27 protein-coding genes are annotated in these 26,173 nt (G+C 47.5%); 9 read left to right on the plus strand and 18 right to left on the minus strand.

The window, feature by feature from the left end; genetic code table 11:
* Positions 1–8: 8 nt before the first annotated feature.
* Genes ACF8CV_RS22085 through ACF8CV_RS22095 form a run of 3 tightly spaced genes read right to left on the minus strand, consistent with a single transcriptional unit; the run spans position 9 to position 1,108 of the window.
* A complete protein-coding gene (locus tag ACF8CV_RS22085) occupies positions 9–359 on the minus strand; it encodes a hypothetical protein (protein WP_080260410.1) in 351 nt (116 codons plus the stop codon).
* Positions 304–816 carry a phage holin family protein gene (locus ACF8CV_RS22090; RefSeq protein ID WP_138938324.1) on the minus strand — a complete coding sequence of 171 codons (513 nt, stop codon included), beginning with the start codon at positions 814–816 and terminating at the stop codon, positions 304–306. The genes ACF8CV_RS22085 and ACF8CV_RS22090 overlap by 56 nt, the downstream gene beginning before the upstream one ends.
* A gap of 43 nt (positions 817–859) precedes the next feature.
* Positions 860–1,108, minus strand: coding sequence for a hypothetical protein (locus ACF8CV_RS22095; protein ID WP_005466481.1), 249 nt, complete (start codon positions 1,106–1,108; stop codon positions 860–862).
* Positions 1,109–1,553: 445 nt separating this feature from the next.
* On the opposite strand from ACF8CV_RS22095, the gene ACF8CV_RS22100 reads away from it, so the two are divergent.
* Positions 1,554–1,985 (plus strand): PA2169 family four-helix-bundle protein, encoded by a 432-nt coding sequence (locus ACF8CV_RS22100; protein ID WP_005466482.1) that lies wholly within the window; start codon positions 1,554–1,556, stop codon positions 1,983–1,985.
* Between the two features lie 116 nt (positions 1,986–2,101).
* Positions 2,102–2,500, plus strand: a complete 399-nt coding sequence (locus ACF8CV_RS22105) for a hypothetical protein (RefSeq protein ID WP_025607703.1) — start codon at positions 2,102–2,104, stop codon at positions 2,498–2,500.
* 226 nt (positions 2,501–2,726) lie between these two features.
* On the opposite strand, the gene ACF8CV_RS22110 is transcribed toward ACF8CV_RS22105, so the two are convergent.
* From ACF8CV_RS22110 to ACF8CV_RS22130, 5 genes are all read right to left on the minus strand, one after another.
* Positions 2,727–4,364 (minus strand): diacylglycerol kinase family protein, encoded by a 1,638-nt coding sequence (locus tag ACF8CV_RS22110; RefSeq protein ID WP_138938323.1) that lies wholly within the window; start codon positions 4,362–4,364, stop codon positions 2,727–2,729.
* Between the two features lie 34 nt (positions 4,365–4,398).
* A complete protein-coding gene (locus ACF8CV_RS22115) occupies positions 4,399–4,830 on the minus strand; it encodes a hemerythrin domain-containing protein (protein ID WP_005466989.1) in 432 nt (143 codons plus the stop codon).
* A 91-nt stretch (positions 4,831–4,921) separates the two neighbouring features.
* Positions 4,922–5,119, minus strand: coding sequence for a hypothetical protein (locus ACF8CV_RS22120; RefSeq protein ID WP_005466987.1), 198 nt, complete (start codon positions 5,117–5,119; stop codon positions 4,922–4,924).
* Between the two features lie 8 nt (positions 5,120–5,127).
* The gene (locus ACF8CV_RS22125; protein WP_005478615.1) at positions 5,128–5,304 is read right to left on the minus strand and encodes a DUF1328 family protein; all 177 of its coding nucleotides are present in this window, start codon (positions 5,302–5,304) and stop codon (positions 5,128–5,130) included.
* Between the two features lie 45 nt (positions 5,305–5,349).
* On the minus strand, positions 5,350–5,901 hold the full coding sequence (locus tag ACF8CV_RS22130; protein ID WP_005496656.1) for a BON domain-containing protein: 552 nt from the start codon (positions 5,899–5,901) through the stop codon (positions 5,350–5,352).
* A gap of 433 nt (positions 5,902–6,334) precedes the next feature.
* On the opposite strand from ACF8CV_RS22130, the gene ACF8CV_RS22135 reads away from it, so the two are divergent.
* Positions 6,335–7,678: a sigma-54-dependent Fis family transcriptional regulator gene (locus tag ACF8CV_RS22135; RefSeq protein WP_005478617.1), complete on the plus strand. Its 1,344-nt coding sequence runs from the start codon at positions 6,335–6,337 to the stop codon at positions 7,676–7,678.
* Positions 7,679–7,763: 85 nt separating this feature from the next.
* Here ACF8CV_RS22135 and ACF8CV_RS22140 read toward each other — a convergent pair whose 3' ends face one another.
* The 3 genes from ACF8CV_RS22140 to ftnA all read right to left on the minus strand — a co-directional run bounded on the left by ACF8CV_RS22140 (position 7,764) and on the right by ftnA (position 10,056).
* Positions 7,764–8,957, minus strand: a complete 1,194-nt coding sequence (locus tag ACF8CV_RS22140) for an NAD(P)/FAD-dependent oxidoreductase (protein ID WP_208871006.1) — start codon at positions 8,955–8,957, stop codon at positions 7,764–7,766.
* A gap of 157 nt (positions 8,958–9,114) precedes the next feature.
* Positions 9,115–9,438 carry a universal stress protein UspB gene (uspB, locus tag ACF8CV_RS22145; protein WP_005394407.1) on the minus strand — a complete coding sequence of 108 codons (324 nt, stop codon included), beginning with the start codon at positions 9,436–9,438 and terminating at the stop codon, positions 9,115–9,117.
* A gap of 90 nt (positions 9,439–9,528) precedes the next feature.
* Positions 9,529–10,056, minus strand: a complete 528-nt coding sequence (gene ftnA / locus ACF8CV_RS22150; protein ID WP_005467599.1) for a non-heme ferritin — start codon at positions 10,054–10,056, stop codon at positions 9,529–9,531.
* A gap of 227 nt (positions 10,057–10,283) precedes the next feature.
* On the opposite strand from ftnA, the gene uspA reads away from it, so the two are divergent.
* Together uspA and ACF8CV_RS22160 are read left to right on the plus strand one after the other, a co-directional pair.
* Positions 10,284–10,709, plus strand: coding sequence for a universal stress protein UspA (uspA, locus tag ACF8CV_RS22155; RefSeq protein WP_005467601.1), 426 nt, complete (start codon positions 10,284–10,286; stop codon positions 10,707–10,709).
* Between the two features lie 64 nt (positions 10,710–10,773).
* Positions 10,774–11,652 (plus strand): carboxylate/amino acid/amine transporter, encoded by an 879-nt coding sequence (locus ACF8CV_RS22160; RefSeq protein WP_005467602.1) that lies wholly within the window; start codon positions 10,774–10,776, stop codon positions 11,650–11,652.
* Between the two features lie 70 nt (positions 11,653–11,722).
* On the opposite strand, the gene ACF8CV_RS22165 is transcribed toward ACF8CV_RS22160, so the two are convergent.
* From ACF8CV_RS22165 to ACF8CV_RS22175, 3 genes are all read right to left on the minus strand, one after another.
* Positions 11,723–12,295, minus strand: coding sequence for a hypothetical protein (locus ACF8CV_RS22165; protein WP_005478648.1), 573 nt, complete (start codon positions 12,293–12,295; stop codon positions 11,723–11,725).
* A gap of 186 nt (positions 12,296–12,481) precedes the next feature.
* Positions 12,482–13,261, minus strand: coding sequence for a class I SAM-dependent methyltransferase (locus ACF8CV_RS22170; RefSeq protein WP_140328451.1), 780 nt, complete (start codon positions 13,259–13,261; stop codon positions 12,482–12,484).
* 89 nt (positions 13,262–13,350) lie between these two features.
* The gene (locus tag ACF8CV_RS22175; RefSeq protein ID WP_238988913.1) at positions 13,351–16,491 is read right to left on the minus strand and encodes an EAL domain-containing protein; all 3,141 of its coding nucleotides are present in this window, start codon (positions 16,489–16,491) and stop codon (positions 13,351–13,353) included.
* A 113-nt stretch (positions 16,492–16,604) separates the two neighbouring features.
* Here ACF8CV_RS22175 and asnC point away from each other — a divergent pair, with 113 nt between their 5' ends.
* Positions 16,605–17,069 carry a transcriptional regulator AsnC gene (gene asnC / locus ACF8CV_RS22180; RefSeq protein WP_005465258.1) on the plus strand — a complete coding sequence of 155 codons (465 nt, stop codon included), beginning with the start codon at positions 16,605–16,607 and terminating at the stop codon, positions 17,067–17,069.
* A gap of 66 nt (positions 17,070–17,135) precedes the next feature.
* On the opposite strand, the gene prlC is transcribed toward asnC, so the two are convergent.
* On the minus strand, positions 17,136–19,178 hold the full coding sequence (prlC, locus tag ACF8CV_RS22185; protein WP_208871005.1) for an oligopeptidase A: 2,043 nt from the start codon (positions 19,176–19,178) through the stop codon (positions 17,136–17,138).
* A gap of 399 nt (positions 19,179–19,577) precedes the next feature.
* On the opposite strand from prlC, the gene ACF8CV_RS22190 reads away from it, so the two are divergent.
* Complete coding sequence (locus tag ACF8CV_RS22190) at positions 19,578–20,417, plus strand: 23S rRNA (adenine(2030)-N(6))-methyltransferase RlmJ (protein ID WP_005478729.1); 840 nt, start codon at positions 19,578–19,580, stop codon at positions 20,415–20,417.
* A 259-nt stretch (positions 20,418–20,676) separates the two neighbouring features.
* Positions 20,677–22,032 carry a glutathione-disulfide reductase gene (gene gorA, locus ACF8CV_RS22195; RefSeq protein ID WP_005478739.1) on the plus strand — a complete coding sequence of 452 codons (1,356 nt, stop codon included), beginning with the start codon at positions 20,677–20,679 and terminating at the stop codon, positions 22,030–22,032.
* Positions 22,033–22,113: 81 nt separating this feature from the next.
* Here gorA and ACF8CV_RS22200 read toward each other — a convergent pair whose 3' ends face one another.
* The gene (locus ACF8CV_RS22200) at positions 22,114–23,019 is read right to left on the minus strand and encodes a LysR family transcriptional regulator (RefSeq protein WP_171055969.1); all 906 of its coding nucleotides are present in this window, start codon (positions 23,017–23,019) and stop codon (positions 22,114–22,116) included.
* Positions 23,020–23,140: 121 nt separating this feature from the next.
* Between ACF8CV_RS22200 and xapA the strand changes: the two genes are divergently transcribed.
* Positions 23,141–23,965 carry a xanthosine phosphorylase gene (gene xapA / locus ACF8CV_RS22205; protein ID WP_171055977.1) on the plus strand — a complete coding sequence of 275 codons (825 nt, stop codon included), beginning with the start codon at positions 23,141–23,143 and terminating at the stop codon, positions 23,963–23,965.
* 104 nt (positions 23,966–24,069) lie between these two features.
* Here the strand turns inward: xapA and ACF8CV_RS22210 are convergent, their stop codons facing one another.
* Both ACF8CV_RS22210 and ACF8CV_RS22215 read right to left on the minus strand, forming a co-directional pair.
* A complete protein-coding gene (locus ACF8CV_RS22210) occupies positions 24,070–24,681 on the minus strand; it encodes a bifunctional 4-hydroxy-2-oxoglutarate aldolase/2-dehydro-3-deoxy-phosphogluconate aldolase (RefSeq protein WP_005379148.1) in 612 nt (203 codons plus the stop codon).
* A 9-nt stretch (positions 24,682–24,690) separates the two neighbouring features.
* Positions 24,691–26,067: a GntP family permease gene (locus ACF8CV_RS22215; protein ID WP_021486891.1), complete on the minus strand. Its 1,377-nt coding sequence runs from the start codon at positions 26,065–26,067 to the stop codon at positions 24,691–24,693.
* Between the last annotated feature and the right edge of the window lie 106 nt (positions 26,068–26,173).

A 26,173-nucleotide genomic window follows, 5' to 3' on the forward strand; every position in this document is an offset into this window, starting at 1 on the left:
CGCGTCCTCTACTGATGAGGTGGTAAATCGGATGGTTGAGCCGCTTCTTCACCTGCTTCTTTTGAGGATGCAGCAGACGATGAAGAAGATTTGGCTAGCTGACCACTCAAATCCATCGCACCATTGAGCAGCAAACTGATGGAGGAGAAAGATGACGTGACGCGAGACAGTCGCCCAGCTTTCGCAACAGCAATCGCGGCAAAAGCGCTCAGCCCAAGCGCTGTCCATGGGTTTTCTTGCAAGAATCGGTTCGAGGTAAATTTGAGGGTTTGCTTATCCAGCAAGCATTGCTCCAAAGCCGCTTTACCCTCGATGCGTTTTATCTGCATGGCTCGGTCGAGTTTGGTTAGAGAACGCATGCCAGCCCTCCTGCAATTGGTCGGTTGTATTTTTGAAACCAAGGATGTGCGTCAGCCGCTTCTGCCACCACGCCAACCCAACTAGCGCTAGACCTAACGACACAATAAACACGCCAACACTTAGCAGTAGTTGAGCGGTAAAGTGGTACGTCACTACACCCGCAGCCAAACACACACTGAAGATAAACAGCACCGACAGCAGCGTAAAAATGATGCTGAACATCACGATTTGGCGCGCAGCCGCCACGTTGACTTTCGTCTCTAGCAGAAATAAATCCAACGTCGAGCCCGACCACGTTCGCAGTGACATCGAAAGGTCGTCAATCTGCGACAAAATGGCTCGCAGCCCATTAATGGCTTGTTCAACTTCCTGATTTTTAGCCCCATTTAGGGCTCGGCTACTGTCTGCAGTAGCCGAGCCTTGGCGCTCATTGATGATATGCTCGGAGTCATTCATAAAACTCTTCCTTCATGATTAGAGCGAAATGTAAGGAACAGGCTTATTTGATGAGCTTAGAGACCGCCCAACCTGCCAGGAATGCACAACCGATACTCAACAGCGGACGCTCTTTAATGACGTTTTCTGCGGATTTGGTCGCTTGCTGAATGTTCTCTGCGCCGACTTCCAGCTTCTCTTTGGCATGTTCTTTCATGGCGCCAACCGCTTCTGAAGTGGCTTGCTCTGCAAGGTGGTACGCCTCTTCAAATTGCTCTTGAGGTTTAACTGCGCTTTCTTTTGTATTAGCCATAACTAGCCTCCGTTGATTGAGATTACCTTGGATTAAACGGTTGTGATTCCGCTGAGAAGTAATCTGATAAAAGTGAATTCTTTTCGTTTCCTCGTGAGTGGTATTGCGATTACTGTGCCAACTTAATAAGTCATTGTTTTTATTGAAATAGAATTTAAATAGCTCCAATCGTTGCAAAATGACCTGTAATTATTTCCTTTAAATGGATTCTTATTTGTAATTTTTTCTTATTCCCCACAAGCAATCACGCGCAATTAATAACCACCACCATGCTTACTCCTTATATTATCTGGCATCTCTCACACTCAATATTCATGGCATACAAAATGCTAGATATAAAATGCCACATGAAAAATATTTTTCATATTTAATGGCTAAGTCATCGCAATATAAGTTGCGCTTAAACACTGCAATAAAGTAACCGCAGTAAAATAAAGGAGAAGATATGAGAAATGAAAACATCGCCTCAATCATTGAGCTTATTCACAGCGGTAATGATATTTACAAGAAAGCGATTGATAACATCGACAACACATCGCTAAACCATGTATTGCAGGATCTGGTTCATGTACGAGAACACGCCGCATTAGAGTTGAAACCTTATGCAATTGCGAATCCTCAAACTGCCGACGACACGCCCGTGTCTTACACCATCAAGGCACGCGAAGTGTACAGTGATGTCATGAAAGAAGTGTCGTCAGACAAAGAATCGATGTACTTGGAACAGCTCGAAGGCGTGGAAAGTAAGGTATTGAAAGAGATCGAAAACGTCATCACCGCGCAGCCAGAGCAAGCAGATAACGCCGTGCTACTCAAAGTGCGCAGTGACATCAAAAGCTGTAAAGAAAAACTCAGCAATATTAGCCTGATCAGCTAATCGATAAATAACCCTAAAAAGAATGGTCAACATTATTGGCCATTCTTATTCAGAACCATTGATGAATATTCACACATACCAAAGCATAATGCTGAAATACTGAAAAAGAGGTCAGTATGACATTGAATAATACGCGAGTAAGGGAATTACTCATTAAAATGGTGCACCATCGCCAAACGTGTTTACCGCTTGTCGATCCTCATTCACATATGAATATTGCTCGATCAGCCTATCGGTTCGTTAAAATAGAAAAAGTGATGATCAAAAAAATGGTCGATCTATTTTTTGATCAAAATGGCGACGACTTTATCGCAGAACACGCCAACAAAACGGGAATTGCTACTCTCGGTAATTATAAAGAGATGCATTTTATGAATGCGCAATTACTGAGTGAGTTAAAACAGCTCCTCCGAGAGTTGGATGATGCCAACTTAACAGCGCTGATCTCGTACTGGGTGGCGGCGTTACAAGTCGAAAACGACGAGCTGGAAAAACATTTACCCCAAGGTGAGTAGCTCTGCTCACCTTTTTCCTTCGTTTGTCTTCTCTATTTTTGCCCTTCTATCTGTTGCTTTGTCTATTCTTCGCATCGACCAACACGAGCTTTGCTTACTTTCTGCATCTATTCGCATCCATCATTAGTCGACGTTCGATATAAAAAAACGCATCACAAGTGATACGTTTTTTGCGTCGTTGTTTGTAGTTTGTATTCGACTCTACTCGCAGTCGTCTTCACCGACGTTAACTGGGAACAAACACATTAAGCGACTGAGGACGAATCTTGATCTCTAAACGACGGTCAGAATAGAGCTCACCGTCGATGACGTAGTCAATCGGCTTATCCGCAGTAATCGTTACCCCCGTTGCGCTCGCGTACTGAAACAGATTCGACTCATCCTGCGCACCGACGCTGGTTAATGTTAGATCCGACAACGCCACTAGGCGTCCACCCAGCGACTGAGTGTTATCAAGGTAGGTAATGTGCAGTTTCCCATCATCTGGCTGCGGCGCGCCGCCACCTTGCGCTAACACGGTACTGAAGGGCGCGATGTTTGCAACGACGAAGCTGTGCACGTCCATCTCCTGACTCTCCCATCCTTGTTCACTCGCCGCCTGCCCTTCGAGGGTTACTTGCAGAGTTTGCACCTCTTCGGAAATAACAGCGTTAAAAAAGCCCGTTAAATACGCCAGTTGCCCAAAAGCATTTTTCTCTTCACGATGCGCGTGTTCAATCATCTTCTGTTCCAAGCCAATACCCAGCACCAACAGAATCAAACGCTGATTACATTCTGCGGTGTCTATGCGTTGGCAATGACCTGCGAGAATGGCTTCACACGCTTTTTCCACCGGTGCTAACTTCACGCCGATGCCATACAGCACATGGCACAGCGCATTCGCCGTGCCCAACGGTATGATGCCGAGCTGGATGTCCGTGCCGACCAATTGGCTCGCCACTTCAGTCACCGTGCCGTCGCCACCAGAGACAATCACCTGATTCACACCACTTTGTTTAGCTTGCAGTGCGAGGCTTTCTGCACTGGTGGTTTCGTCCGTTTGGCGAATGCTGAGACGATATTTTTTGGTCAACTCACGAATCACATGTTGTTCGTATTGCTGCCATTTCCCACCGCCCGCGACAGGGTTCACCACCATCCAGGTCGGCTCATCGAGTGTTAGCACGCCTTTCTCACTGATCGCGCGCAGAGTTTTGATCTGCAGATTATTGAGCCTTGCAGTACTGCGCACGCTGTTGATTTTCTGCATCACCGATTCCACCGAGAGCGATGGGTCTTTACTCAGTAAATAAGCCGCCACCACAAACACCGAACGGCCACGCCCAAGTGCGCAATGCACAACCACAGAGCGCCCGCAGGCGATTTGGGTATCAATCCAATTCATCGCATGACGTAAACGCTCCAAAGTCGGCGCTTTATGATCCAGAACGGGAATAGAAAGGTAGTTGAATTGCTTGTCGGTCATGGCGCTTTCTAAACCTGCGAACTCCGCCGTAACATCAACAATGCAGGAAATGTCGTGAGAGTCGAGAAACGCCAAATCGCTCGGGAATAAGCGCCGGGAAAGGTAAAGATTTTCGCTGACTTGTTGAATGGGAGGAACAGTATCGCGCCGTCTCTCCCAGGCGTTGTAGGCTTTCGCCCCGAGTAAGAAAGGAATGAATGCCCATCGAATCCACCAGACAATTTTTCCGTCTTGGCTTTTTCTAAAAATGGACGGGAAATCAAACAAGTAAGCCGCACTGACTAACGCTAAGGAAAGCGAAACCCAAAGCAGCAGTAAACTCACTACGATTTGAGGTATGTAGATAGCAGCGAGCAACGCAACCAGCGCGCCAAGTAGATAATATTTGACGATGAACATTCGACCTCCTTAATCCTTAGCGATGGGATAACGCTTAGCTGGCCATCTCTTCGATATAGTCATTGGCCAACTGTTGTTTTTGTTTATCGGACATCACCTTGCCTGCCATTTGGAAAAAGCGTTGCTCTTCCTCTTCCAGATGGTGCAGTACCTTGTGGCGCAGTGTTTTCATGTGCGTAAGCCAAGCGGGTGAGCTCCACGCGGTGTCATCCAACTGAGCGATTACTTTGTCGATGGCGTGGTGCTCAGCAATACCGTGACGTGTCATATCGATCGTCTTATCGCTCTCAATCAGCGGTGCGTAAAAGTAACGCTCTTCAGCGGCGGCATGTTGCTCAAGCTCGTGCTTTAGGTCACGATAAAACTCTCGACGAGTTGGGGAATCTCCGGATGTTTCCATCAGTGCATCCAGCAAAAGGCGCTGTTTTTCATGACTTTCTTTTAGCACATCGAATATATTCTTCATCTCTGACTCCTTATCGGATTAAGAATAGTTGGTAAAACAAAGGGCGGTTATCACGCCGCCCTTTTTTGCTGTTGGTGGATGAGGTGAACGCTTAACAATCTTTGTCTTCCGCGTTCAGATTCTCTTTAAGGTTTTCACAACCATCTTCAATGGCGTTTTGCGCTTCTTCCGCAGTCTCATCCAATTTTTTGCCCGCTTTTTCCATTGGCCCTTCATCACTACACGCCGCTAAAGCAAACACCAAACCAAATACTGCGGCGATACGATAAATAAATGACGTAACTCGCATGCTAACTCCTATCTATTTACGTTTTTCTTTCCAAGTATCACAAATACTATTGATACAATTAATGACAACAGGAACAGATAAAATATCACTTGCGCGACAGCTGCGGCAGCACCAGCAATACCACTAAATCCGAGCACCGCTGAAACGAGAGCCAAAGCAAGGAAAATAAACATCCAACGAACCATGGTGTTGTCTCCTTATTTTTTAAAGTGAAAGCTCAATATTAGTTATTACTGAACAACTTCAAGCTTATCGACAACCTTATTTACATCGTTGGTATTATTTGCAATCGATAATGCCAGATCGTGCTCAGCATCTGAGTTCACTTTACCGGTTAAGGTTACGGTTTTATTTTCTGTGGTGACATCAATGTCTGTACCACTAACGCTGGTATCCATCAGTAAACGAGTTTTCACAATAGTAGTAATTTTTGAATCCGTTAATGCAGCAAATGCATCAGAATCGGCATCTTGTTTATTCTCACTCACTACCGTTAGCTCGTTATTTACTTTTTTCACACCATCAAGGCCTGAAACCAACTCTTCTGCCAGCGACTTTTCCAAATCGTTATTGACCGAACCTGTCAGCGTAACCACCTGATTTTCAACATCAGTGTTGATATCAAAAGAGTTCAGGTTGCTGTTAAGCAGTAAGGTGGTTTCTGCTTTACCATCTAGCCAAGCGTCCATGGATTCTTTTTCCCACTTATCACTGGCTAATACTGCGGTAGATGACGTTGCAAGAACTGAAGTAAGTACAATTTTAGCTGCGATGTTATTCATGGTAATTCTCCTATATTGACGTTGCAGTTCTAATAGAGCAAAGCATGTGCCAACTTTATAAGTAACTATTTTTAAAGCGTTTATTTAAAAACAGCCATTATATTTAAGATGAGAAAGAAACCATTCGTGAATAATTTACACAGAAGAAATGTAATTTTTAATCATTGAAGAAGAAAAGATAAATAGAGAAGAAATAACACCTCATCCTTTCGTTTATTTTTGTACGCAAAAACCATCAAGAGAGATTAATTTCTAAGGATTACAATCCCACACAACAAATAAGGAAAGAAAAACGATGTGGATATATAGTTTGCTGTTGATCTCACTATATTAATAACCAACCAGATTCTAAACAGACTTTGACAATATTTTGTCTTGTACAGCTTAAATAATACACGTACATTGTTTCTGTTATAGTGAAGAGGACATTTCTATGTCACTGCCAAGCCTGTTTCTAAGAATACAAGACCCCGCCCTCAAAGAGGCTATCGCTTCTTGTCAGGAATTACATAAGTTCCGTTTGTATGACACAGAAACGGACGATGATTGGATTGATCACTTCGTCGACGTTCAACCGGATGTCGCGATTGTCGAAGTGGCACATTTCACTCACGCTGATTACCAGCGACTTTCCGATATCGAAGCCATTTACGACATGGACTTAATCATCATCAGTTCAGGCGCGCCTAACGAGAACCTCGATAAACTGATGAACCTAGGTGCCATTTTTCACTACAGAAAACCCGTCGACCTCACTATCCTGTCTGATACGCTGACCGAAGTAAGCCAGTATTATCAACACAAGCAGGAGCAAGGACGTAAAGTCGCCACCAGCGATTTGGATCAGTTTGGTCTGCTAGTTGGTTCATCTTCTCCGATGCACCAGCTGTATCGCATGATCCGCCGTGTCGCAAAAACCGAAGCCAACGTATTGATTGTCGGTGAAAGTGGCTCAGGTAAAGAGCTTGTGGCACAAACCATCCATCTCGCCAGCGAACGTAAGCAGCAACCTTTTATTGCCATCAACTGTGGTGCCATTAGCCCAGAACTGGTCGATAGCGAACTGTTTGGCCACGAAAAAGGCGCATTTACTGGCGCGAACAAAACTCACCAAGGGGTATTTAAGCAAGCCGAAGGCGGCACGCTATTTTTGGATGAAATTACGGAGATGCCGATCGAGCATCAAGTGAAACTGCTGCGTGTGCTAGAAACTGGCGAATACCGCCCAGTGGGCAGTAATACCGTCCATATCGCCAATACCCGCATCGTCGCGGCGACCAACCGCGATCCTAAAGTCGCGATCGAAGAACAATTTCTGCGTGAAGACCTATTTTTCAGGCTATCGCACTTCCCGCTAACCGTCCCACCATTACGCGAACGCGGCGGAGACATCGTCGGATTAGCCAAACACTTTATTGCGCACCGCAACGCTAACGAATCCAAAACCAAAACGATTCTCGACTCGGCAATCCAAAAAATCGCCATGCACGATTGGCCTGGCAACGTTCGAGAACTCAAACACACCATCGAGCGAGCGTTCATTCTCGCCGACGATACCATTAAAGATGAACATCTGATTTTCGATACGCCGCCACTAGAAACTGGCACCCGATTAGAAGATATGGTGCCTGCTGGCGTATCGTTAGAAGAGCTGGAAAAAGCCGCTATTCTCAATACGCTTGAAGAGAATCAAGGCAACAAAACGGAATCGGCTCAGGAGCTGGGTATCAGCGTTAAAACGCTGTACAACAAGCTCGAAAAGTATCAAGACGAGTAAGCACACCGCAAATAGCAAAAGAGCACTGAATTGAATTCAGTGCTCTTTTTCATCGTCTCTTTCTATCTTTGCGTGCAGCGCTGGATTACACCCACTGACCTGCCACAAAGCCACTCGACCAGCACCATTGGAAGTTATAGCCACCTAACCAACCGGTCACATCCATCACTTCTCCGATGAAGTACAGGCCTTTGATGTTTTTACATTCCATGGTTTTAGAAGACAGGTGATCGGTATCTACACCACCCAAAGTCACTTCCGCCGTGCGGTAGCCTTCAGTGCCATTAGGTGCGATTGACCAGTTTTCTAAACGCTCCACCACGCTAGCAAGCTCTTTCGGGTTGAACTGCTTGAGAGGTTTATCCATCAGCTCTTTACGTTCAATCAGCACTTCCACTAAACGCTTTGGCAGCACTTTTGCTAGGGTGTTCTTTAGCGATTGATTTGGATGTTTCTCAAGGCTGCGCTCGAGCAGCAGAGCGATGTCTTCGTTAGGAACTAAGTTGATAGAAACTTTCTGACCCGCTTTCCAGAAAGAGGAAATTTGCAAAACCGAAGGGCCCGATAAGCCGCGGTGAGTAAACAACAGCGCTTCTTTGAACATGGTGCCGTCTTCGGCGGTAATTTCCGCAGGCACAGCAATGCCAGACAGTTCAGCAAAATCTTCTTTGTCTTCTTTGTGCAGCGTAAATGGCACAAGTCCCGCCGTGGTTGGGATCACTGTCAAACCAAACTGCTCAGCCACTTTGTAACCAAATGGCGTCGCGCCCAGTTTTGGCATGGAAAGGCCACCGGTCGCAATCACCAAAGATTCGCACTCAATGAGCTCAGTACCCGCGTGCAGACGAAAGCCTTCTTCGGTTTTCTCAATGGTGTGCACATCGCATTGGTAACGCTGTTGAATGTTTGGCATGTCACACTCGGCCAGCAGCATCTTCACGATGTCTTTGGCGGTAAAGGCATCGACACAAAACAATTGGCCGTGGTCGCGCTCTTCAAACTCGATGCCGTGTTTGCTGACCATGGAGATGAAATCCCAGTTGGTGTATTGCGACAGCGCCGATTTTACGAAGTGTGGGTTTTGGCATAGGTAGTTGCTGGCTGATACGTCGTAGTTGGTGAAGTTGCAGCGGCCACCACCAGAGATAAGGATTTTACGTCCTGGCTTTTTGGCATGATCCAGCACAAGCACACTGCGTCCGCGCTTGCCTGCTTCTGCAGCACACATCAAACCCGCGGCTCCCGCGCCAATTACAACAACATCAAATTTCTTACTCATCGGTCGCTCTTAGGCTCTATCCAAAATCCAAAACAATAAAAAAGGATGTGCTTATTGCACATCCTTGCTTTCTAAGAGCGCCATTCTACCGACAAATGTCGAAAGGGAAAAGCGCTTAAATTCCAAGCATCGCCTAGTACGGCTTAGCTGGAAAGACCTACAAGATGAAGGCCGCCAGTAGGGTAACACCAAGCAACGCGGTTGATAGCACAAACAACTCACGCACCCGTTCACACTTACCTGTGAATATCTCATCATGGTGATGGTGATACTCTTTGCTTTTAATGTAGTGAAACAAACGCACCTGTTTGGTGACGTTACCGTGAGTGGTGAAGAAACCATTGCCATCCACTTGTTGATACAACAATGGGTGCGCTTCACGCATGATGTAAATAAGAGAACGAAGAGCGGTGAGATAACGGATCATATTGACCCCCGTTACTACCATTAGCGCAAATAAGATTGTGTCTCCACTGATCATCTTTTCCTCCCTACATCTTCAACAATGCTCAAGAGAAAAAGACGATCAATGCTTCGTCTTTTAACCGCTACTTATCGCGTTGAGAACGCTTTACGCAGCTGGAGCACCCATGATTGAAGATGAACCTTCTTTCGCCATTTGAGCTAGATCTTTGTCGATGAAGAACAATGCTTTGCCGTCCTCACCAACCAATTCGATCTTATCTAAAATCCCTTTAAACAACTTCTCTTCTTCGTGCTGTTCTGACACGTACCACTGTAGGAAGTTAAACGTTGAGTAGTCTTGGCTTGTAAATGCAACATGCGCCAATTTATTGATTTTTTCCGTGATCATTTGCTCATGTTCGTAGGTTTCACGGAAAACATCACCTAGGCTTGCGAAATCATGTTTTGGTGCTTCAATCGCGCCTAGGATAGGCATTGAGCCAGTTTCACTCACATACGTGAAAAGGCGTTGCATGTGCTCCATCTCTTCTACGGCGTGTGCACGTAAAAATTCAGCCGCACCTTCAAAACCTTTGTCTTCACACCAAGCACTCATTTGTAAGTATAGATTGGATGAGAAAAATTCTAGGTTAATTTGCTCATTCAATTGTTCGACCATAGTTTGAGACAGCATGTTAACTCCTATTTATGTGCATGCGTTTTACACCACTATAACATGATTACTGAGACAAGACTTTGTACCTACAATAATGATATGAGATCACTTCGGCAAAATTTCTCAAGGGTTAGTGCTAATCTGAAACTATACCCAAGTGACTTCATAAATGTCGAAGTCAGGGCCTTGGCACTGAGGTCAGTTCGAGGTTGCTTAGGTATACGACCTTACAAGGAGATAGCAATATGAGTTACAAACACATACTTGTGGCAGTCGACCTTTCAGACGACAGTAAAGTGTTGATTAAGAAAGCCGTATCACTGGCTAAACCTCTGGATGCGAAAGTCTCTTTTATTCACATCGACGTGAATTACGCAGAGCTCTACACCGGGCTTATCGATATCAACATGGCAGAAGCGCAGCATCAAGCGATGGAAGCGTCTCGTACCCAATTGGCAAACTTTGCGGAGTACGCTCAATACCCAATCACTCATACTTTAGTCGGCAGTGGTGATTTAAGTAACGAGTTGTGCGACACCATCAAAGATTACAGTATCGATTTAGTGGTTTGTGGTCATCACCAAGATTTCTGGAGCAAGATTCTCTCTTCAACTCGTCAACTGATTAACTGTTCACCAGTCGATATGCTGGTCGTACCGCTAAAAGACTGATTGGCGCGACGTTAAAACTTGGTTAGACTGCGGGCACATTTGTTGTTGATAAAGATTCTCATCTATGGCTTATCTATCCGCAGTTACCCTGCTTTGGGCATTTTCATTCAGCCTGATCGGCGTTTACCTTGCTGGTCAGGTTGATTCTTGGTTCTCCGTGTTCATGCGTGTGGCACTGGCCAGCGTTGTATTCATTCCTTTCCTTAAATTCCGCGGCGTAAGCAAATCTCTGATCGCGAAACTAATGATCGTCGGCGGCTTTCAGCTCGGTTTGATGTACTGCTTCTACTACCAGTCTTTCTTACTCCTTTCTGTTCCAGAAGTGTTGCTGTTCACTGTATTCACACCGATTTATGTGACGCTGATTTACGACTTCCTGAAAGGTCGTTTTTCGCCTTGGTATTTAGTCACCGCGCTGATCGCAGTCGCGGGGGCCGCATGGATCAAATTCGCTGGCATTAACGAAAACTTCCTAATGGGCTTTTTGGTCGTGCAAGGGGCGAACCTCTGTTTTGCCATCGGTCAGGTGGGCTACAAATACATCATGGAAAGTGAGCCCGTCGATTTACCACAGCACACCGTGTTTGGTTACTTCTACTTGGGTGCGCTTTGTGTAGCAACCGTGGCTTTCGCGCTCATGGGCAACCTCGACAAACTGCCAACCACCGCAACCCAATGGGGCATTTTGACCTACCTTGGTTTGATTGCATCAGGCTTTGGTTACTTTGCGTGGAACAAAGGGGCAACCTTAGTGAATGCCGGCGCGTTAGCGGTAATGAACAACGCGTTAGTGCCAGCAGGCTTAATTGTGAATATCGTAATTTGGAACCGAGACGTCGACATCGTGCGCCTCGCGATTGGCGGCGCGATCATCATGCTATCGCTATGGATTAACGAAACGTGGGTGAAAAAACGCGTTGAAATGAGCTATGCCAATAAGTAGCGCGCCTTTCTCAACACATATTCCATCAATAAAAAACGCTCTCCAACTGGAGAGCGTTTTTTTAATTCAATTAATGCACTTTGGCTTGCGAGCTTACGCCCATCAACGCATTAGGCGGCGTTGGTAACAACACTTCCAACTTCGCATTGCGGGCTTCCAGTTTGCGTTGACGCTTGAGCAACTTCTGCTGCTTTTTTGCCACTTTTAGCAGCTTTTTCTGCTGTTTGTAGTGTTTTTTCAGTGCCTTTTTCGCTTTCTTAAGCGCTTTTTTATCGGCCAAATCAAACAGTGCAGGAGCCGCCATCGACACTGGTGTCACCACTTTCGCGGCTTGTTTCTTCTCTTTCACTCGCTCGACCACACGTTTCACGATCGCCGCCTTTTCTGCGCTGTGTTTTGGCGTGACGGAAATGGATTGCGCAGGCAGCGCTTCAGCTAACAGACCGCATGCTTGTTGCTCGTTTAACGGCTTGTCTTGGCATTTTTGTGGAGGAATTGCGGCAGGCTTACACAATGAGTCTTTAGAAGCGGAAGAGCGTGCACAAGAGCGACAAACGAACTTAGGTGCGACGACCAAACGGTGAATGTCACCCAAGTTGGCCGCAATTTGTTTGCGGTTCATCTTACATAAGCGTTTAGACATTCGACTACTCCAGCTTCCCAATTATCGACAGCATCACAATAAGTGAAATAATAATAATTCTTAGTTAGATATACAGTCAGAGTGTCGAATTAGCAAGTGAAAACTATCAATAGTGTGCAGGAAAGAATGGCAGCGTCACAGCACTTGGTTCAATGCTGTGACGAGAAGTTTTTGCGAGTCAGGAGGTTATGCCATCGAGGCTTTGACGTAGACGTCGAAACGGTTCTTTTTGGTTTCAATCGCCATGCTTGGCTTTTGCTCGTTCAGCCAGTTCGCGTAGTCCGGGCGCTTAACCACCACGCGTTTCGTTGCCAACGCCAGAGCAGGTTCGAGCAATCCATCAGCATCCAAATCCGCTCCCACCAAAGATTGGAAGACGCGCATCTCTTTTTTCACCAACGCGGATTTCTTTTTGTTTTCTGGGTGTGGGTACATCGGGTCGAGATACACCACATCCGGTTTTACAAACTCGCGGTCTTGCGCCAGTTGATCCAGCGCATCATGGCTGGAGGCATGGATCAGCGACATACGCTCAGATACCCACGTGCCGATTTCTGGGTCTTGTTTCGCGCGAGCCAAACCGTCATCCAACAAGGCCGCCACAACTGGGTGACGCTCGACCATCTTCACTTTACAACCTAGCGATGCGAGCACGAACGCATCACGACCAAGGCCTGCAGTGCCGTCTAACACGGTTGGGGTCGCACCTTTGTTCAAGCCTGCGGCTTTTGCGATCGCTTGCCCTTTGCCGCCACCGAATTTACGGCGATGACCCACCGCGCCACCAATCAAATCGACAAAAATCGCACCGAGCTTAGGCTCATCGACTTTACGCAGCTCTAAACGCTCCGCAGTCAGCACCAAAGCAAAGTCGCTCTCGTCAGAGTGAGAAAGCTGCCAACGCGCAGCCAGTTCGTCGAGATGAAATTGTTGAGACGGGTCTTCACAGATCAATTGCAGTTGCAAAAGGAGGCTCCAATAAAAATCGAGGTAACTGGCGCTGAGTGTATACCCAAGTTACCTCTAAAAGCTAGATTGGCGGCGAGATGCCAAGGTTAAAGCGAAGAGAGATTCTCGACCAATTCTGCCAACGGTTTCGGGTGACCAATGCCATAACCTTGCCCGTAATCCACACCAAGGTCGATCAAGTGCTGCATGACTTGTTCGTTTTCGACAAATTCCGCCACCGTTACTTTGCCAAGCTGCTTCGCCAAATCATTGATGGAGCGAACCATCACTCGGTCCATTTCATTCACGTCGATATCTCGCACGAAAAGGCCATCAATTTTCACGATATCTACAGGAAGTTTCTTCAAGTAACCAAAAGAAGACAAGCCCGAGCCAAAATCGTCCAGCGCAATCATACAGCCGAGCGATTTGGCTCTGGTGAAAAAGTCGATGGCTTGATCTAAATTGCCCATGGCCGCCGTCTCTGTGATTTCTAAACAGATTTTTTCGCACGGCATGGTCGAGTTTTTCAATCGTTCGAAAAGAAAATCGATAAATTCCTGATTCCCCATGGATTGACCAGAAAGGTTAATCGAGCAACGCCCCAACTTTTCCACTACGTCTGGTCGCTGTTCGAACCATTCAAGCGCTTGGTTGATCACTTGCTTATCAATCCAATGCGCAATGTTATAACGCTCGGAAGCGGGAATGAAAATCGCCGGAGAGACGTAGTTACCCTGCGCGTCACGAATACGCACCAAAATCTCAAAATACATCAGCGACTCTGGCGACTGCAAATTCATCACTCGCTGAGCAAACAGCTCCAAGCGCTGATTGGATAACGCCTCGTGCACCAAATTGACGCTCTGCATTTCCATCTGACGACGCTGCAGCTCTTCATTGTCTAAGCTGAACAGATTGTAACGGTTACGCCCCTGCTCTTTCGCCGCATGGCACGCCGAATCCGCTTGCGCGTGCACCATTTGCGGCGTTTCTGCCGTGTGGTCGATGATACGAATGCCGACCGAGCAACTGATGAATAAGCGTGTGTCTTCCCAGATAAACAGGTGCTCACCCAATGTGGAGATAATCACCTTCGCAATATTGATCGCGCCATACTCATCGCAATCTTTCAGTAGCACCGCAAATTCATCGCCGCCCATTCGCGCAAGCACGGAATTGTATGGCAGCACCTCTTCCAACATGCTGGCGCAAAATTGAATCGCGGCATCGCCCGCATCGTGCCCAACGGTGTCATTAAGCACTGTCAACTGGTCGAGATCGAGGTACAACATCGCATGCACTCGGCGGTGGCTATCCACTTCACGCAGCGCGGTTTTCAACTCCAACTCAAAGTGGTTGCGGTTGTATGTCCCCGTCAATAAGTCATAACGCGCCTGATACTCTAACTTCTCAGCCAAAAGTTTAGTCTCTGAAATGTCTTCACCCACAATCAGCAACTGATCGGAATCGTTGAGCGGTCGAATGTTTTCGCGTACCCAAACACTGTGCCCGTCAGCATGGCGATACTCGATTTCACGTCGCCACACATCATGAACTTGATGACTCGGTTGTAACAACACCTGGCGTGGGAACAGTGCTTTGTCATCAAGATAGAACTCTCGCAGGCGATGGCCGAGCATCTCAATCGGCTCGTAGCCCAATAACAGTTGCGCGAATCGGTTCACTTCTTGGATGCGGTTGTTGCTGTCGAGCGTCACCATCATCACGGGCTGCTGCTCGTAGTAATTACGCAAGCTCGACTCACGCTGATAGAGCTTATCTTCCATCAACTTACGGCTGGTGATATCACGCGCCTCAAACAGATACTGCTTTTGTTTGCCTACCTGCTGGGAGAACGGCTTTAAGGAAATTTCGAGTACCATAGAGCCGTGCTCTTTGCTCCAGATTTCGGCTTCAAATGTCGAAACTTGTTGCTGCGGTGCGTCAAAATAATCGGCGATCGCGTGGCGTGCTTGCTCACTCCAGTTTTGATGTAGCCAAAGTGGCTTATCTAAGCGTAATTCCTGATGATAGAGCAAAGATTGCAGACGATCGTTGCCAGATTTAAGCAAACCATGTTTATCCAAAATCCCCATGTACTGCATACTTTGGTCAAAAATGGACTCTAAAATCGCCTGGCTTTCACGAGCAGCCGTCTCGCTGCGACGAATGCGTTGCAAGTAGTAGCTCAGTAGCAAAATGGCCACCAGCATCAACACGAACAAACTGCCAAACAAGCGAATTTCTTTGGCGAAACGCTCCGAAAATTCCATCGGCTTATTAAAAAAGACCGCCGAGGATTCTTGCTCGGCGCCCAACCCCCAGCGCACGACCGCTTGGTAATCGAGCTTGATTTCAGAATCGCCATTCACCACCGGAGGTAATGGTTCTTGTGGGTGGTCGAGCACCTGTTCAAGTAATCTAGCCGCTTCAACACCTTGGCGATAACCGCTTTGAATCACGCCGCCCACCGCGCCATGACCCAATCCTACATCGTGTACCATAAACAATGGCGCGTTGGAGGCCTTGTTGATCTGAATCCAGTCACGTTCGCTGCCGACCACGCCATCTTTGTCGCGGTAGTAAGTCCAAAACAGCACCACATTTTCTTTATTGAGTTGAGCGATTTTTTTCTTCAATGCTTCAACATTGTCAGGGACAAGTTGAGTGATCTTGTTGCGATAACGGTCATGTTGTTGGATAAAATCGTCAATCTCGTCGCGAAGTATCGCACCAGTCACCGAATGATCACTGATGATGTAAATCTGCTTGTTGTCTGGATGCAAACGCTCGATCAGCGCTAAGTTCGCTTCTAAATCGACGTTCTCAATCACGCCGGTTGCGTTAAGTGATTGATGAAAGGAAGGACGGTAATTGTTGATGCCACAGAAAATCACTGGCGTGTCTTTGATCAGCGGCGCCAAGTGTTGCATCAATTCCAATGCATTGTTATCCGTCACCAAAATGGCATCAAAACGCTCATCGCTCAACTTAGTGCGATAGAGCGATTCTAGCTGGGTAAAAAACTGCTCGCTCTGGTTACGCTTGGAATCCAAGTATAAAACTCGCATGTCCATCTCGCGGTCATCGAGTTGTTGATCGATCCCGCGCTGAATGGAATCCGTCCAAAAGAATCCTTGGTGATAAGAATGGACGACAAGCACCTTCGGCTCTTGAGCAAGTGTCAGTTCACTCCAGGCACATGCACTCCAGAATAAGGCGACCAAAATCAGAAAACGCTGCACATTCTCTCCATAGCATCGGAGTTAACCCGCAGTTACCCCTGCCAAACCTTGTGAATCGTGTCCGCTGTGAGTATAAAAGAGACGTAACTCTCATACCCAACGGAAATAATAGTATGAATGCGAGCCTGCCGAAACTCGACGACCTTGACCGCGCAATCTTAAAAACACTAATGGCAGACGCCAGAACGCCTTACGCCGAAATGGCTAAGCAGTTCGATGTCAGCCCTGCCACCATTCATGTGCGTATCGAGAAAATGAAATCGGCTGACATAATCGAGGGTACGGAGGTGATCGTAAATACCAAGAAGCTCGGCTACGATGTGTGTTGCTTTATTGGTATTAACCTTAACGCGGCGCGTGACTACCATTCCGCGTTAGAAAAACTCAATGCTCTCGATGAGGTAGTGGAAGCTTACTACACCACAGGCGCGTATAACATATTCGTCAAATTGATGTGCAAATCGATTGAAGAGCTGCAATTTGTGCTGATTGATAAGCTGCAAGCCATTGATGAGGTTCAGTCCACGGAGACATTGATATCGTTGCAAAACCCGATCAACCGCAACGTGAATCCGTAAATTTTTTTATAAAAAATGTACAAAAAAGGCCAACCGAACGGTTGGCCTTGGTGTTTTTTGCTCAATTTACGCCGCAATACCCGAATGGCGCAGCAGTGCATCGATTTGTGGTTCACGACCACGGAAGCGCTTAAACAGCTCCATTGGCTCTTCACTGCCACCCATTTCTAGAATGTTGTTCAGGAAGCTTTGACCCGTCTCTTTGTTGAAGATACCTTCTTCTTCAAAACGAGAGAATGCGTCTGACGACAACACTTCTGCCCATAGGTAGCTGTAGTAACCCGCGCTGTAACCACCAGCGAAGATGTGACCGAAGCTGTGTGAGAAACGCGCCCACTCAACCGCTGGAACAACTGCCACTTTCTCTTTCACTTCTGCCAAGGTTTCCAGCACACGTGCACCCACTTCTGGGTCATATTCAGTATGAAGCGTGAAGTCGAACAAGCCGAATTCTAGCTGACGCAAAATACCCATCGCAGATTGGAAGTTTTTCGCCGCGAGCATTTTGTCTAGCATCACTTTTGGTAGCGGCTCGCCCGTTTCGTAGTGACCAGAAATGAACGCCAGCGCGTCTTCTTCCCAACACCAGTTTTCTAGGAACTGACTTGGTAGCTCAACCGCATCCCAAGGTACGCCATTAATGCCTGATACCGCGCCAGTTTCTACCTGCGTCAGCATGTGGTGGATGCCGTGACCAAATTCATGGAAAAGTGTCACAACTTCATCGTGCGTAAACAGTGCTGGCTTGTCGCCTACTGGACGGTTGAAGTTACAGGTTAGGTACGCAACCGGCGTTTGCAGTTCACCAGATAACGTAATACGACGACCACGACAGTCATCCATCCACGCGCCGCCACGTTTGTGTTCACGAGCGTAGAGATCTAGGTAGAAACTGCCACGGAGTGTGCCTTCAGCATCAAAGATATCGAAAAAGCGCACAGATTCGTGCCAAGTGTCTACGCCTTCACGCTCAGTAACGGTCATGCCAAACACGCGGTTTAACACTTCAAACAGACCGCTCACGACTTTTGACTCTGGGAAGTATGGGCGCAGCTCTTCGTCCGAGATTTGGAACAAGTGCTGTTTTTGCTTCTCGCTGTAGTAAGCGATATCCCACACGTTCAGCTCTTCAACGCCAAATTCGCCCTTAGTAAACTGACGCAACTCTTCAATTTCGCGCTCACCCTGCGGTTTCGCACGTGTCGCTAAGTCATTTAGGAAACCAAGCACTTGAGCCGGAGTTTCTGCCATTTTGGTCGCCAACGACTTCTCACTGAAGGTGTTGAAGCCCAGCATGCGTGCGATTTCATGACGCAGTTTTAGCTGCTCAGTAATGATTTCTGAGTTGTCCCATTTGCCTGCGTTTGGACCACGATCAGAAGCACGCGTCACGTACGCTTCGTACACTTCTTTACGCAACTCTTGGTTGTCGCAGTACGTCATGACAGGTAGGTAAGATGGGATATCCAGCGTGATCAGGTAGCCATCGAGCTCTTTTGCTTCTGCGGCAGCTTTCGCTGCTGCCAACGCCGATTCTGGCATACCCGCGAGGTCTTTCTCATCCGTGATGTGCTTGGTCCAACCCATGGTGGCATCCAGCACATTGTTGGAGAATTTAGAGCTCAGTTCAGACATGCGTTTGCTGATCTCGCCGTAACGGTGCTGCTCGTCTGATGGCAAGCCGATGCCCGATAATTCGAAGTCACGTAGCGCATCGGTGATGGTTTTCTGCTGGGCACGCGTTAGCGTTGCAAATTCTTCGCTCGCTTTGATGGTTTTGTACGCTTCGTACAGGCCTTTGTGCTGACCAACCCAAGTGCCGTATTCCGACAAAATTGGTAGGCAGCTTTCGTACGCTTCACGCAGAGCTTCGCTGTTCACCACAGAGTTCATGTGACCAACTGGCGACCAAATGCGGCTCAGACGGTCATCAATTTCTTCTAGAGGAGCAATCACATTTTCCCAAGTTGGGTTGATGTTGTCTTTTAGCACCTCTTCAACTTTGGCGCGACAATCTGCAATCGCCTGCTCGACAGCAGGTTTAATGTGTTCTGGTTTGATTTGCGAAAACGGAGGTAGGTCCGTAAACGTTAGAAGTGGATTAGACATGAATAATTCCTTTTGTGTTTTGGCTCTATGACTGCCCATAAAATAGGCGGACCCAATGCACAAGTAAGCCGACAACATGGATTGGGGGAGCTCCGTTCCCTTTCTCTATGCTGCGATGACCGGATGATCAACGAGAGCTTGCTCTGTCCCTGAGTCTTATTCTGCCTAAGTGGCAGAGCACTCTATTGGAGCACTGCGATCCCACTTAGGTTCAATATGTTTAGTAAGTATGGGTGACTTAAAGAGATTTCAATAGTGAGTGCATTTTAAGTCGCGCAAAATCAAACGGAGATTCTGCATCTGCAAGGATGTTGGGTATAATACCCTCAACACACCGAAAATTTATTGTATCTGAAATCACAGACCACACTCAGCCAAAGAGTGTTTCGAGAGTTTAATTTGTTAAGTTACCGCCACAGCTTCCACGCTGGCAACCATGCCGACGTGGTCAAACACATCGTTCAAAGCCTCATTCTTGATGCGCTGAAACAAAAAGATAAGCCATTCGTTTATCACGATACCCACTCGGGTGTGGGCCGTTACGATCTGACTCACGAATGGTCTGAGAAAACGGGCGAATACAAACAAGGCATCGCACGTATTTGGGATAACCCAAACATTCCTGAAGACATCAAAAGCTACATCGATGCCATCAAAGCACTCAACAACGGCGATAAGCTGCGTTACTACCCAGGCTCACCGCGCGTGGCGCGTGCGCAAATCCGCCCACAAGACCGCATGGTGCTGACAGAACTGCACCCAGCCGATCACCCATTGCTGGAGCAAGAATTCCATCGCGACCGCCAAGTCAGCATCTACAAAGAAGATGGCTTTAAGCGTCTAAAAGGCAGCCTACCACCGCAAGAACGTCGTGGCTTGGTACTGATTGACCCGCCATACGAGCTAGCAAAAGAGTACCGCGATGTGGTGCAAGCGATTTACCAAAGCCACAAACGTTGGGCAACGGGCATCTACGCGATTTGGTACCCAGTGGTAAACCGTCACGACATCGAAGACATGATTGAAGGTCTAGAGAGCCTCGGCATTCGTAAGATTCTGCAAATCGAATTGGGTGTCGCACCCGATACCAACGAGCGCGGCATGACGGCATCCGGCATGATTGTGATTAACCCACCGTGGAAACTGGAAAGCCAGATGAAAGAAATTCTGCCATTCCTGCAAGACGCGATCGCACCAGCTACCGGCCACTGGAAAGTGGACTGGATTGTGCCAGAGTAAGCACTTCTGCACTGAAACCTCTCAGCGCAACGACATTCTCGTTGCGCTTTTTTATGCTCTCAACCCCGCCGTCTGAGCGCGCTTATTCTTCTTTTTATACCTCTCATCGCTATTTGTCATAAGCAATGTCACTTTTTCCCATTTAGGAATTCGTTACATTCGATTTATGATAGTGGGATAGCGGTGGCATTGAGTTCAGGCAAGGTCATCCCAATCTATCTATGTACCAGATAAAATTTATAAGCTCTTGGAGAAAGTAATGGCGACTCATTTTGACTATATCTGTATCGGTGGCGGCAGTGGCGGCATCGCATCTGCAAACCGTGCGGCGATGTACGGCGCGAAAGTTGCGCTAATCGAAGCTCAAGATCTCGGTGGTACCTGTGTAAACGTAGGTTGTGTACCGAAGAAAGTGATGTGGCACGGCGCACAAATCGCAGAAGCAATGAACCTGTACGCAGAAGATTACGGTTTTGATGTCGACGTGAAAGGTTTCGACTGGAGCAAACTGGTTGAGAGTCGTCAGGCGTACATTGGTCGTATTCACCAATCTTACGATCGCGTTCTTGGCAACAACAAAGTAAACGTGATTAAAGGCTTTGCTAAGTTTGTTGACGAGAAAACCGTAGAAGTAAACGGTGAACATTATACTGCGGATCACATCCTGATCGCGGTGGGTGGTCGTCCTACTATTCCAAACATTCCAGGCGCTGAATACGGCATCGATTCAAACGGCTTCTTCGACCTAGCAGAGCAACCAAAACGCGTTGCGGTTGTCGGCGCAGGCTACATCGCAGTTGAAATTGCTGGCGTACTGCACGCACTAGGTACAGAAACGCACCTGTTCGTACGTAAAGAGTCACCACTGCGTAGCTTCGACCCAATGATCATCGATACGTTGGTTGAAGTAATGGAAGCAGAAGGCCCAACACTGCATACCCATTCTGTACCAAAAGAAGTGGTAAAAGAAGCCGATGGCAGCCTAACTCTGCACCTAGAAAACGGTGAGAGCCAAAACGTTGACCAACTGATTTGGGCAATCGGTCGTCACCCAGCAACTGATGCAATCAACCTAGCATCAACTGGCGTTGCAACGAACGAAAAAGGCTACATTAAGGTAGACGAATACCAAGAAACCAACGTGAAAGGCATCTACTGTGTGGGTGACATCATGGAAGGCGGTATCGAGCTAACGCCAGTAGCAGTGAAAGCGGGTCGTCAACTTTCTGAGCGTTTGTTCAACAATAAACCAAACGCGAAGATGGACTACGATTTGGTACCAACTGTGGTATTTAGCCACCCACCAATCGGCACTATCGGTCTTACAACGCAAGAAGCGGAAGAGAAGTACGGCAAAGACAACATCAAAGTCTACACGTCTGGCTTTACTGCGATGTACACCGCCGTTACTAAGCACCGTCAACCATGTAAGATGAAGCTTGTATGTGCGGGCGAAGAAGAAACGGTTGTTGGTCTACACGGCATCGGTTTCACGGTAGATGAAATGATCCAAGGCTTCGGCGTAGCAATGAAGATGGGCGCAACCAAAGCAGACTTCGACTCTGTTGTGGCTATCCACCCAACGGGCTCTGAAGAGTTCGTAACGATGCGTTAATTGCGCGCTAATCGCATTGCTGATTTCAGCGAATCATTTGAAAAGGTCATCTTAGGATGACCTTTTTTTGTTTGCCCATGCTTAACTCGCATTCTCCAATAACGTGCGAATAAACTCGGCTTTGATAGCACTCTCCTGCTTACCGTCATGAATCAGACACAAGTCTGCACGCAGTGACTCTTTCAGCTTGATAAAACGAATCCCATGCCAATGATGCTGAGAAAACGTCGACGGCACCAACGTCACGGTATTGCTGTTTGCTACATACGCCATCAAGGTGCTTGGCTCCACCACTTGTTTGCCAATATGGGGTGAAAAGCCTTCTTGCAGACAGGCATTGATGATGAAGTTTGCCGAGGCAGAATTCGCCAAGCTCATAAACGCAAACTCACACGTCTTTAAATCTTGGAGCCGCAGCAAAGATTTGCTGGCTAACTCATGTTGCTCCGACACCGCCACCACAAACACATCTTTGCCCAAAGACACCGACTGATACGGATAAATGTTGAGTGCATCGGCAAAACGTACAATGCCCACGTCGATTTTCTTCTCACTCAGATGCTTCTTTTGCGTCTCTGGGTTGAGGTCAAAAATGTCGGCGTGATAAGTGTCATGCTCAGCATGGAAGCCCTGCAACAGACGATCAAATCCGCCCCAAAATGCGCTACTTACCACACCAACTCGCAGGATATTTCTCTGGTTCAACCCCACTTGCTGCACTTGATTGAGCGAGACATCCAAGGTCTGAAAAATCAGTTGGCATTTGGACTCCAACAATCGCCCGGCCTCCGTCAGCATGACGTTTCTTGAATCACGCTCAAACAGTTTGACGTTAAGCACATCTTCCAACTCTTTGATGCGATTGCTCAACGGCGAATTGGTGATATTGAGATTCTCGGCCGCCTTAGTGAAATGCTTGGTTTGTGCGACCTCGTAAAAGTAACGCAGCATCTTCAGCGTCACGCGCTCAAATGGTTCTGACTTCATGCATTGAGTCCTAGCGAATTTCATCATCCTCTTTTTAAGGATGATAGTAGCGAATAAAGCAAAGATAACCAGCGCAGAAAGTCACACAATGGAATCAACACACAACCAGAAGGTGACTAACATGAATCAGGATCCAGTAATCGGCGCGCTACAAACCATTCGCGAACGCAAACCAAACTTCCAACCTAAAGCAGCGTTTATTTTAGGCTCTGGCTTAGGCGTATTGGCAGACGAACTACAAGACAAAGTGGTCATTCCATACGAAGAGCTCGAAGGGTTTCCGGTTAGCACCGTGCAAGGCCACTCTGGTGAGTTGGTGCTTGGTACCATGGGCGGCGTAGACGTAGTGTGCATGAAAGGTCGCGGTCACTACTACGAACACGGCTCAATGAAGGTCATGACCACGCCCGTGCGCACCTTTAAAAAGCTGGGCTGTGAGTTTCTGCTCGTCACCAACGCGGCAGGCTCACTTCGCCCTGAACGCATCGACGTCGGTTCTCTGGTGGTATTTCATGACCACATCAATACCATGCCTGAATCTCCAATGATCGGTCCGAATGATGAAGAGTACGGCCCGAGGTTCTTCAGCCTCGCCAATGCGTACGACAAAGACCTGCGCGCAGAAGCGTTTGAAGTCGGCAAAGCCAATGGCATTCACCTGAATGAAGGTGTGTTTGTCTCTTACACAGGCCCCAATTTTGAGACCGCAGCCGAAATCCGCATGATGCAAATCATCGGTGGTGATGTGGTGGGCATGTCGGTCGTGCCAGAAGTGATTTCTGCGGCGCATTGCGGCTTCCCCGTATTGGCAGTATGTGCAATCACCAACATGGCAGAAGGCTTGGGAGATGTAGAATTGTCTCACGCCCAAACATTGAAGTGCGCGAAGCTAGCCGAAGCAGATTTCATTCGCTTTATTAAGCGCTTTATGAAGCATCACTTCTAAAGCCGCTTCATTCCAAAAGCAAAAGGGTCATCAAGTAACTTGATGACCCTTTTTCGTATCACGTTTTCTAACGTTCGGGGGTATTTCGGAGCCGTTTGTGCGTTTTACTTAACTGCGCGAACCAATTCAGCAATACCTTCCCAATCGCCGTTGTCCATCATTGCGGTTGGCACCATCCAAGTACCGCCACAAGCTACAACCGATTTCAGCGCTAGGTAATCTTCCACGTTGGATGGGCTTACGCCACCTGTTGGCATGAATTCAACTGGGTAAACCGCCGTGAGTGCTTTCAGCATGCTTACGCCGCCTGATGGCTCAGCAGGGAAGAACTTCAACGTACGCAGACCCATTTCCATCGCTTGCTCAACCAAGCTTGGGTTGTTTACACCCGGTACGATAGTCACGCCACGTTGCTGACAGTATTTCACTGTGGTTGGGTTGAAGCCTGGGCTAACGATAAAGTCCACGCCCGCTTCGATGGCGATATCCACTTGTTCTGTGGTCAGAACGGTGCCCGCGCCAATCAACAGTTCTGGGTACGCTTCACGCATGATGCGAATCGACTCCGCCGCCGCTTCGGTGCGGAATGTCACTTCCGCACATGGTAAACCGTTTTCTACCAACACTTTTGCCAGTGGCAGAGCGTGTGCTACGTCGTTGATTGCGATAACTGGGACGATTTTGATTTCTCTTAATCGTTGTTCAAGTGTTGTCATGGGGAACCTCTAAAGAATAAAGCTTAATGTTGCGACGATAATAAACGCGATACCGCCAAGTAACGTTTCCATTACCGTCCAAGTTTTTAATGTGGTTTTCTCATCCATCTCAAGCAGACGAGATACCAACCAGAAACCAGAGTCATTGAAATGAGACAGTACCGTTGCACCACCCGCAATCGCGATTACGATAAAGCAAAGGTCTAGTTCACTCAAACCTGTTGATGCAGCCACAACTGGCGCGATAAGAGCTGCCGTAGTGGTTAGCGCTACGGTTGCCGAGCCTTGAGCAACACGCAGACAGGTTGAAATCACAAACGCCGCCACAATCACAGGCATACCTGTATCTGTAAGAACGTCAGCCAGTGCATCACCGATGCCGCTTGAGCGCAGTACGCCGCCAAACATGCCACCAGCACCCGTTACTAGGATAACGCCACAGATTGGAGCCAATGACTCACCACACAATTTTTCTAGTTTTGCCATGCCGTAGTCTTTGGCAAACACAGCCAGACAGACAACCAAAGTAATCAGCAACGCGACTGGGGTTTTACCTAGCATACGTAGGAACTCAACCAATGCCGTTTTGCCATCAATCAAACCTGCAACCGCCAGTGTGTTCAATACCGTATCCAAACAGATTAGCAGGACTGGCAGCACAAGGATGGTCATAACCGTGCCAAATTTTGGTGCGTTGCGCTCATCCACCATCGCTTCGCCATTAAAGAAGGCTTTAGATAGTGGGATATCGAATTTTTTGCCCGCGTACAAACCAAATAGGTAAGCGCCAAGGTACCAAGTTGGAATAGCAACCAAAATACCCACCACCAATAGCAGACCGATGTTTGCGCCAAGGAATTCTGCAGCTGCAACCGGACCTGGATGTGGTGGAACAAACGCGTGCATAACCGCAAAAGCACCGGCTGCAGGCAACGCGTATTTAATTGGCGAGCCACCAAAACGAGCCGCCACACTTAGGATGATTGGCATCATCACCACAAGGCCTGCATCGAAGAAGATTGGGAAGCCAAACAGTAATGAAGCGACGCCCAAAGCAAATGGTGCGCGCTCTTTACCAAAGCGACCAATCAAAGTGTCTGCCAGCACTTTCGCACCGCCAGTCACTTCAAGAATTTTACCGATCATCGCACCAAGACCAACCAGTAATGCCACGGAAGCCAGTGTGCCGCCGAAGCCGCCCATCATGGTCGATACGACTTTCTCAGAAGGAACGCCAGTGGCGATTGCTGTGCCTAAACTCACCATAGTAAGGGAAGCAAAAGCATGGACTTTCAGTTTAATGATCAGAACGAGTAACGCTGCAATGGCAAGGCCTGCAATCGTCAGTAGGAACGTAGGATCTGGGGCTTGGGTTAATTGCTCCATAGGTTCACCTTTAAGAATTATTGTTTGTGTTATGGTTCACATTTATTTCAGTTATCGGTAACATGTTACCGATAACATGAATAAGATAAACCCATATTTTAAAGTG

The organism is Vibrio sp. zbq_1, from assembly GCF_043102935.1.
GTDB lineage: Bacteria > Pseudomonadota > Gammaproteobacteria > Enterobacterales > Vibrionaceae > Vibrio > Vibrio parahaemolyticus.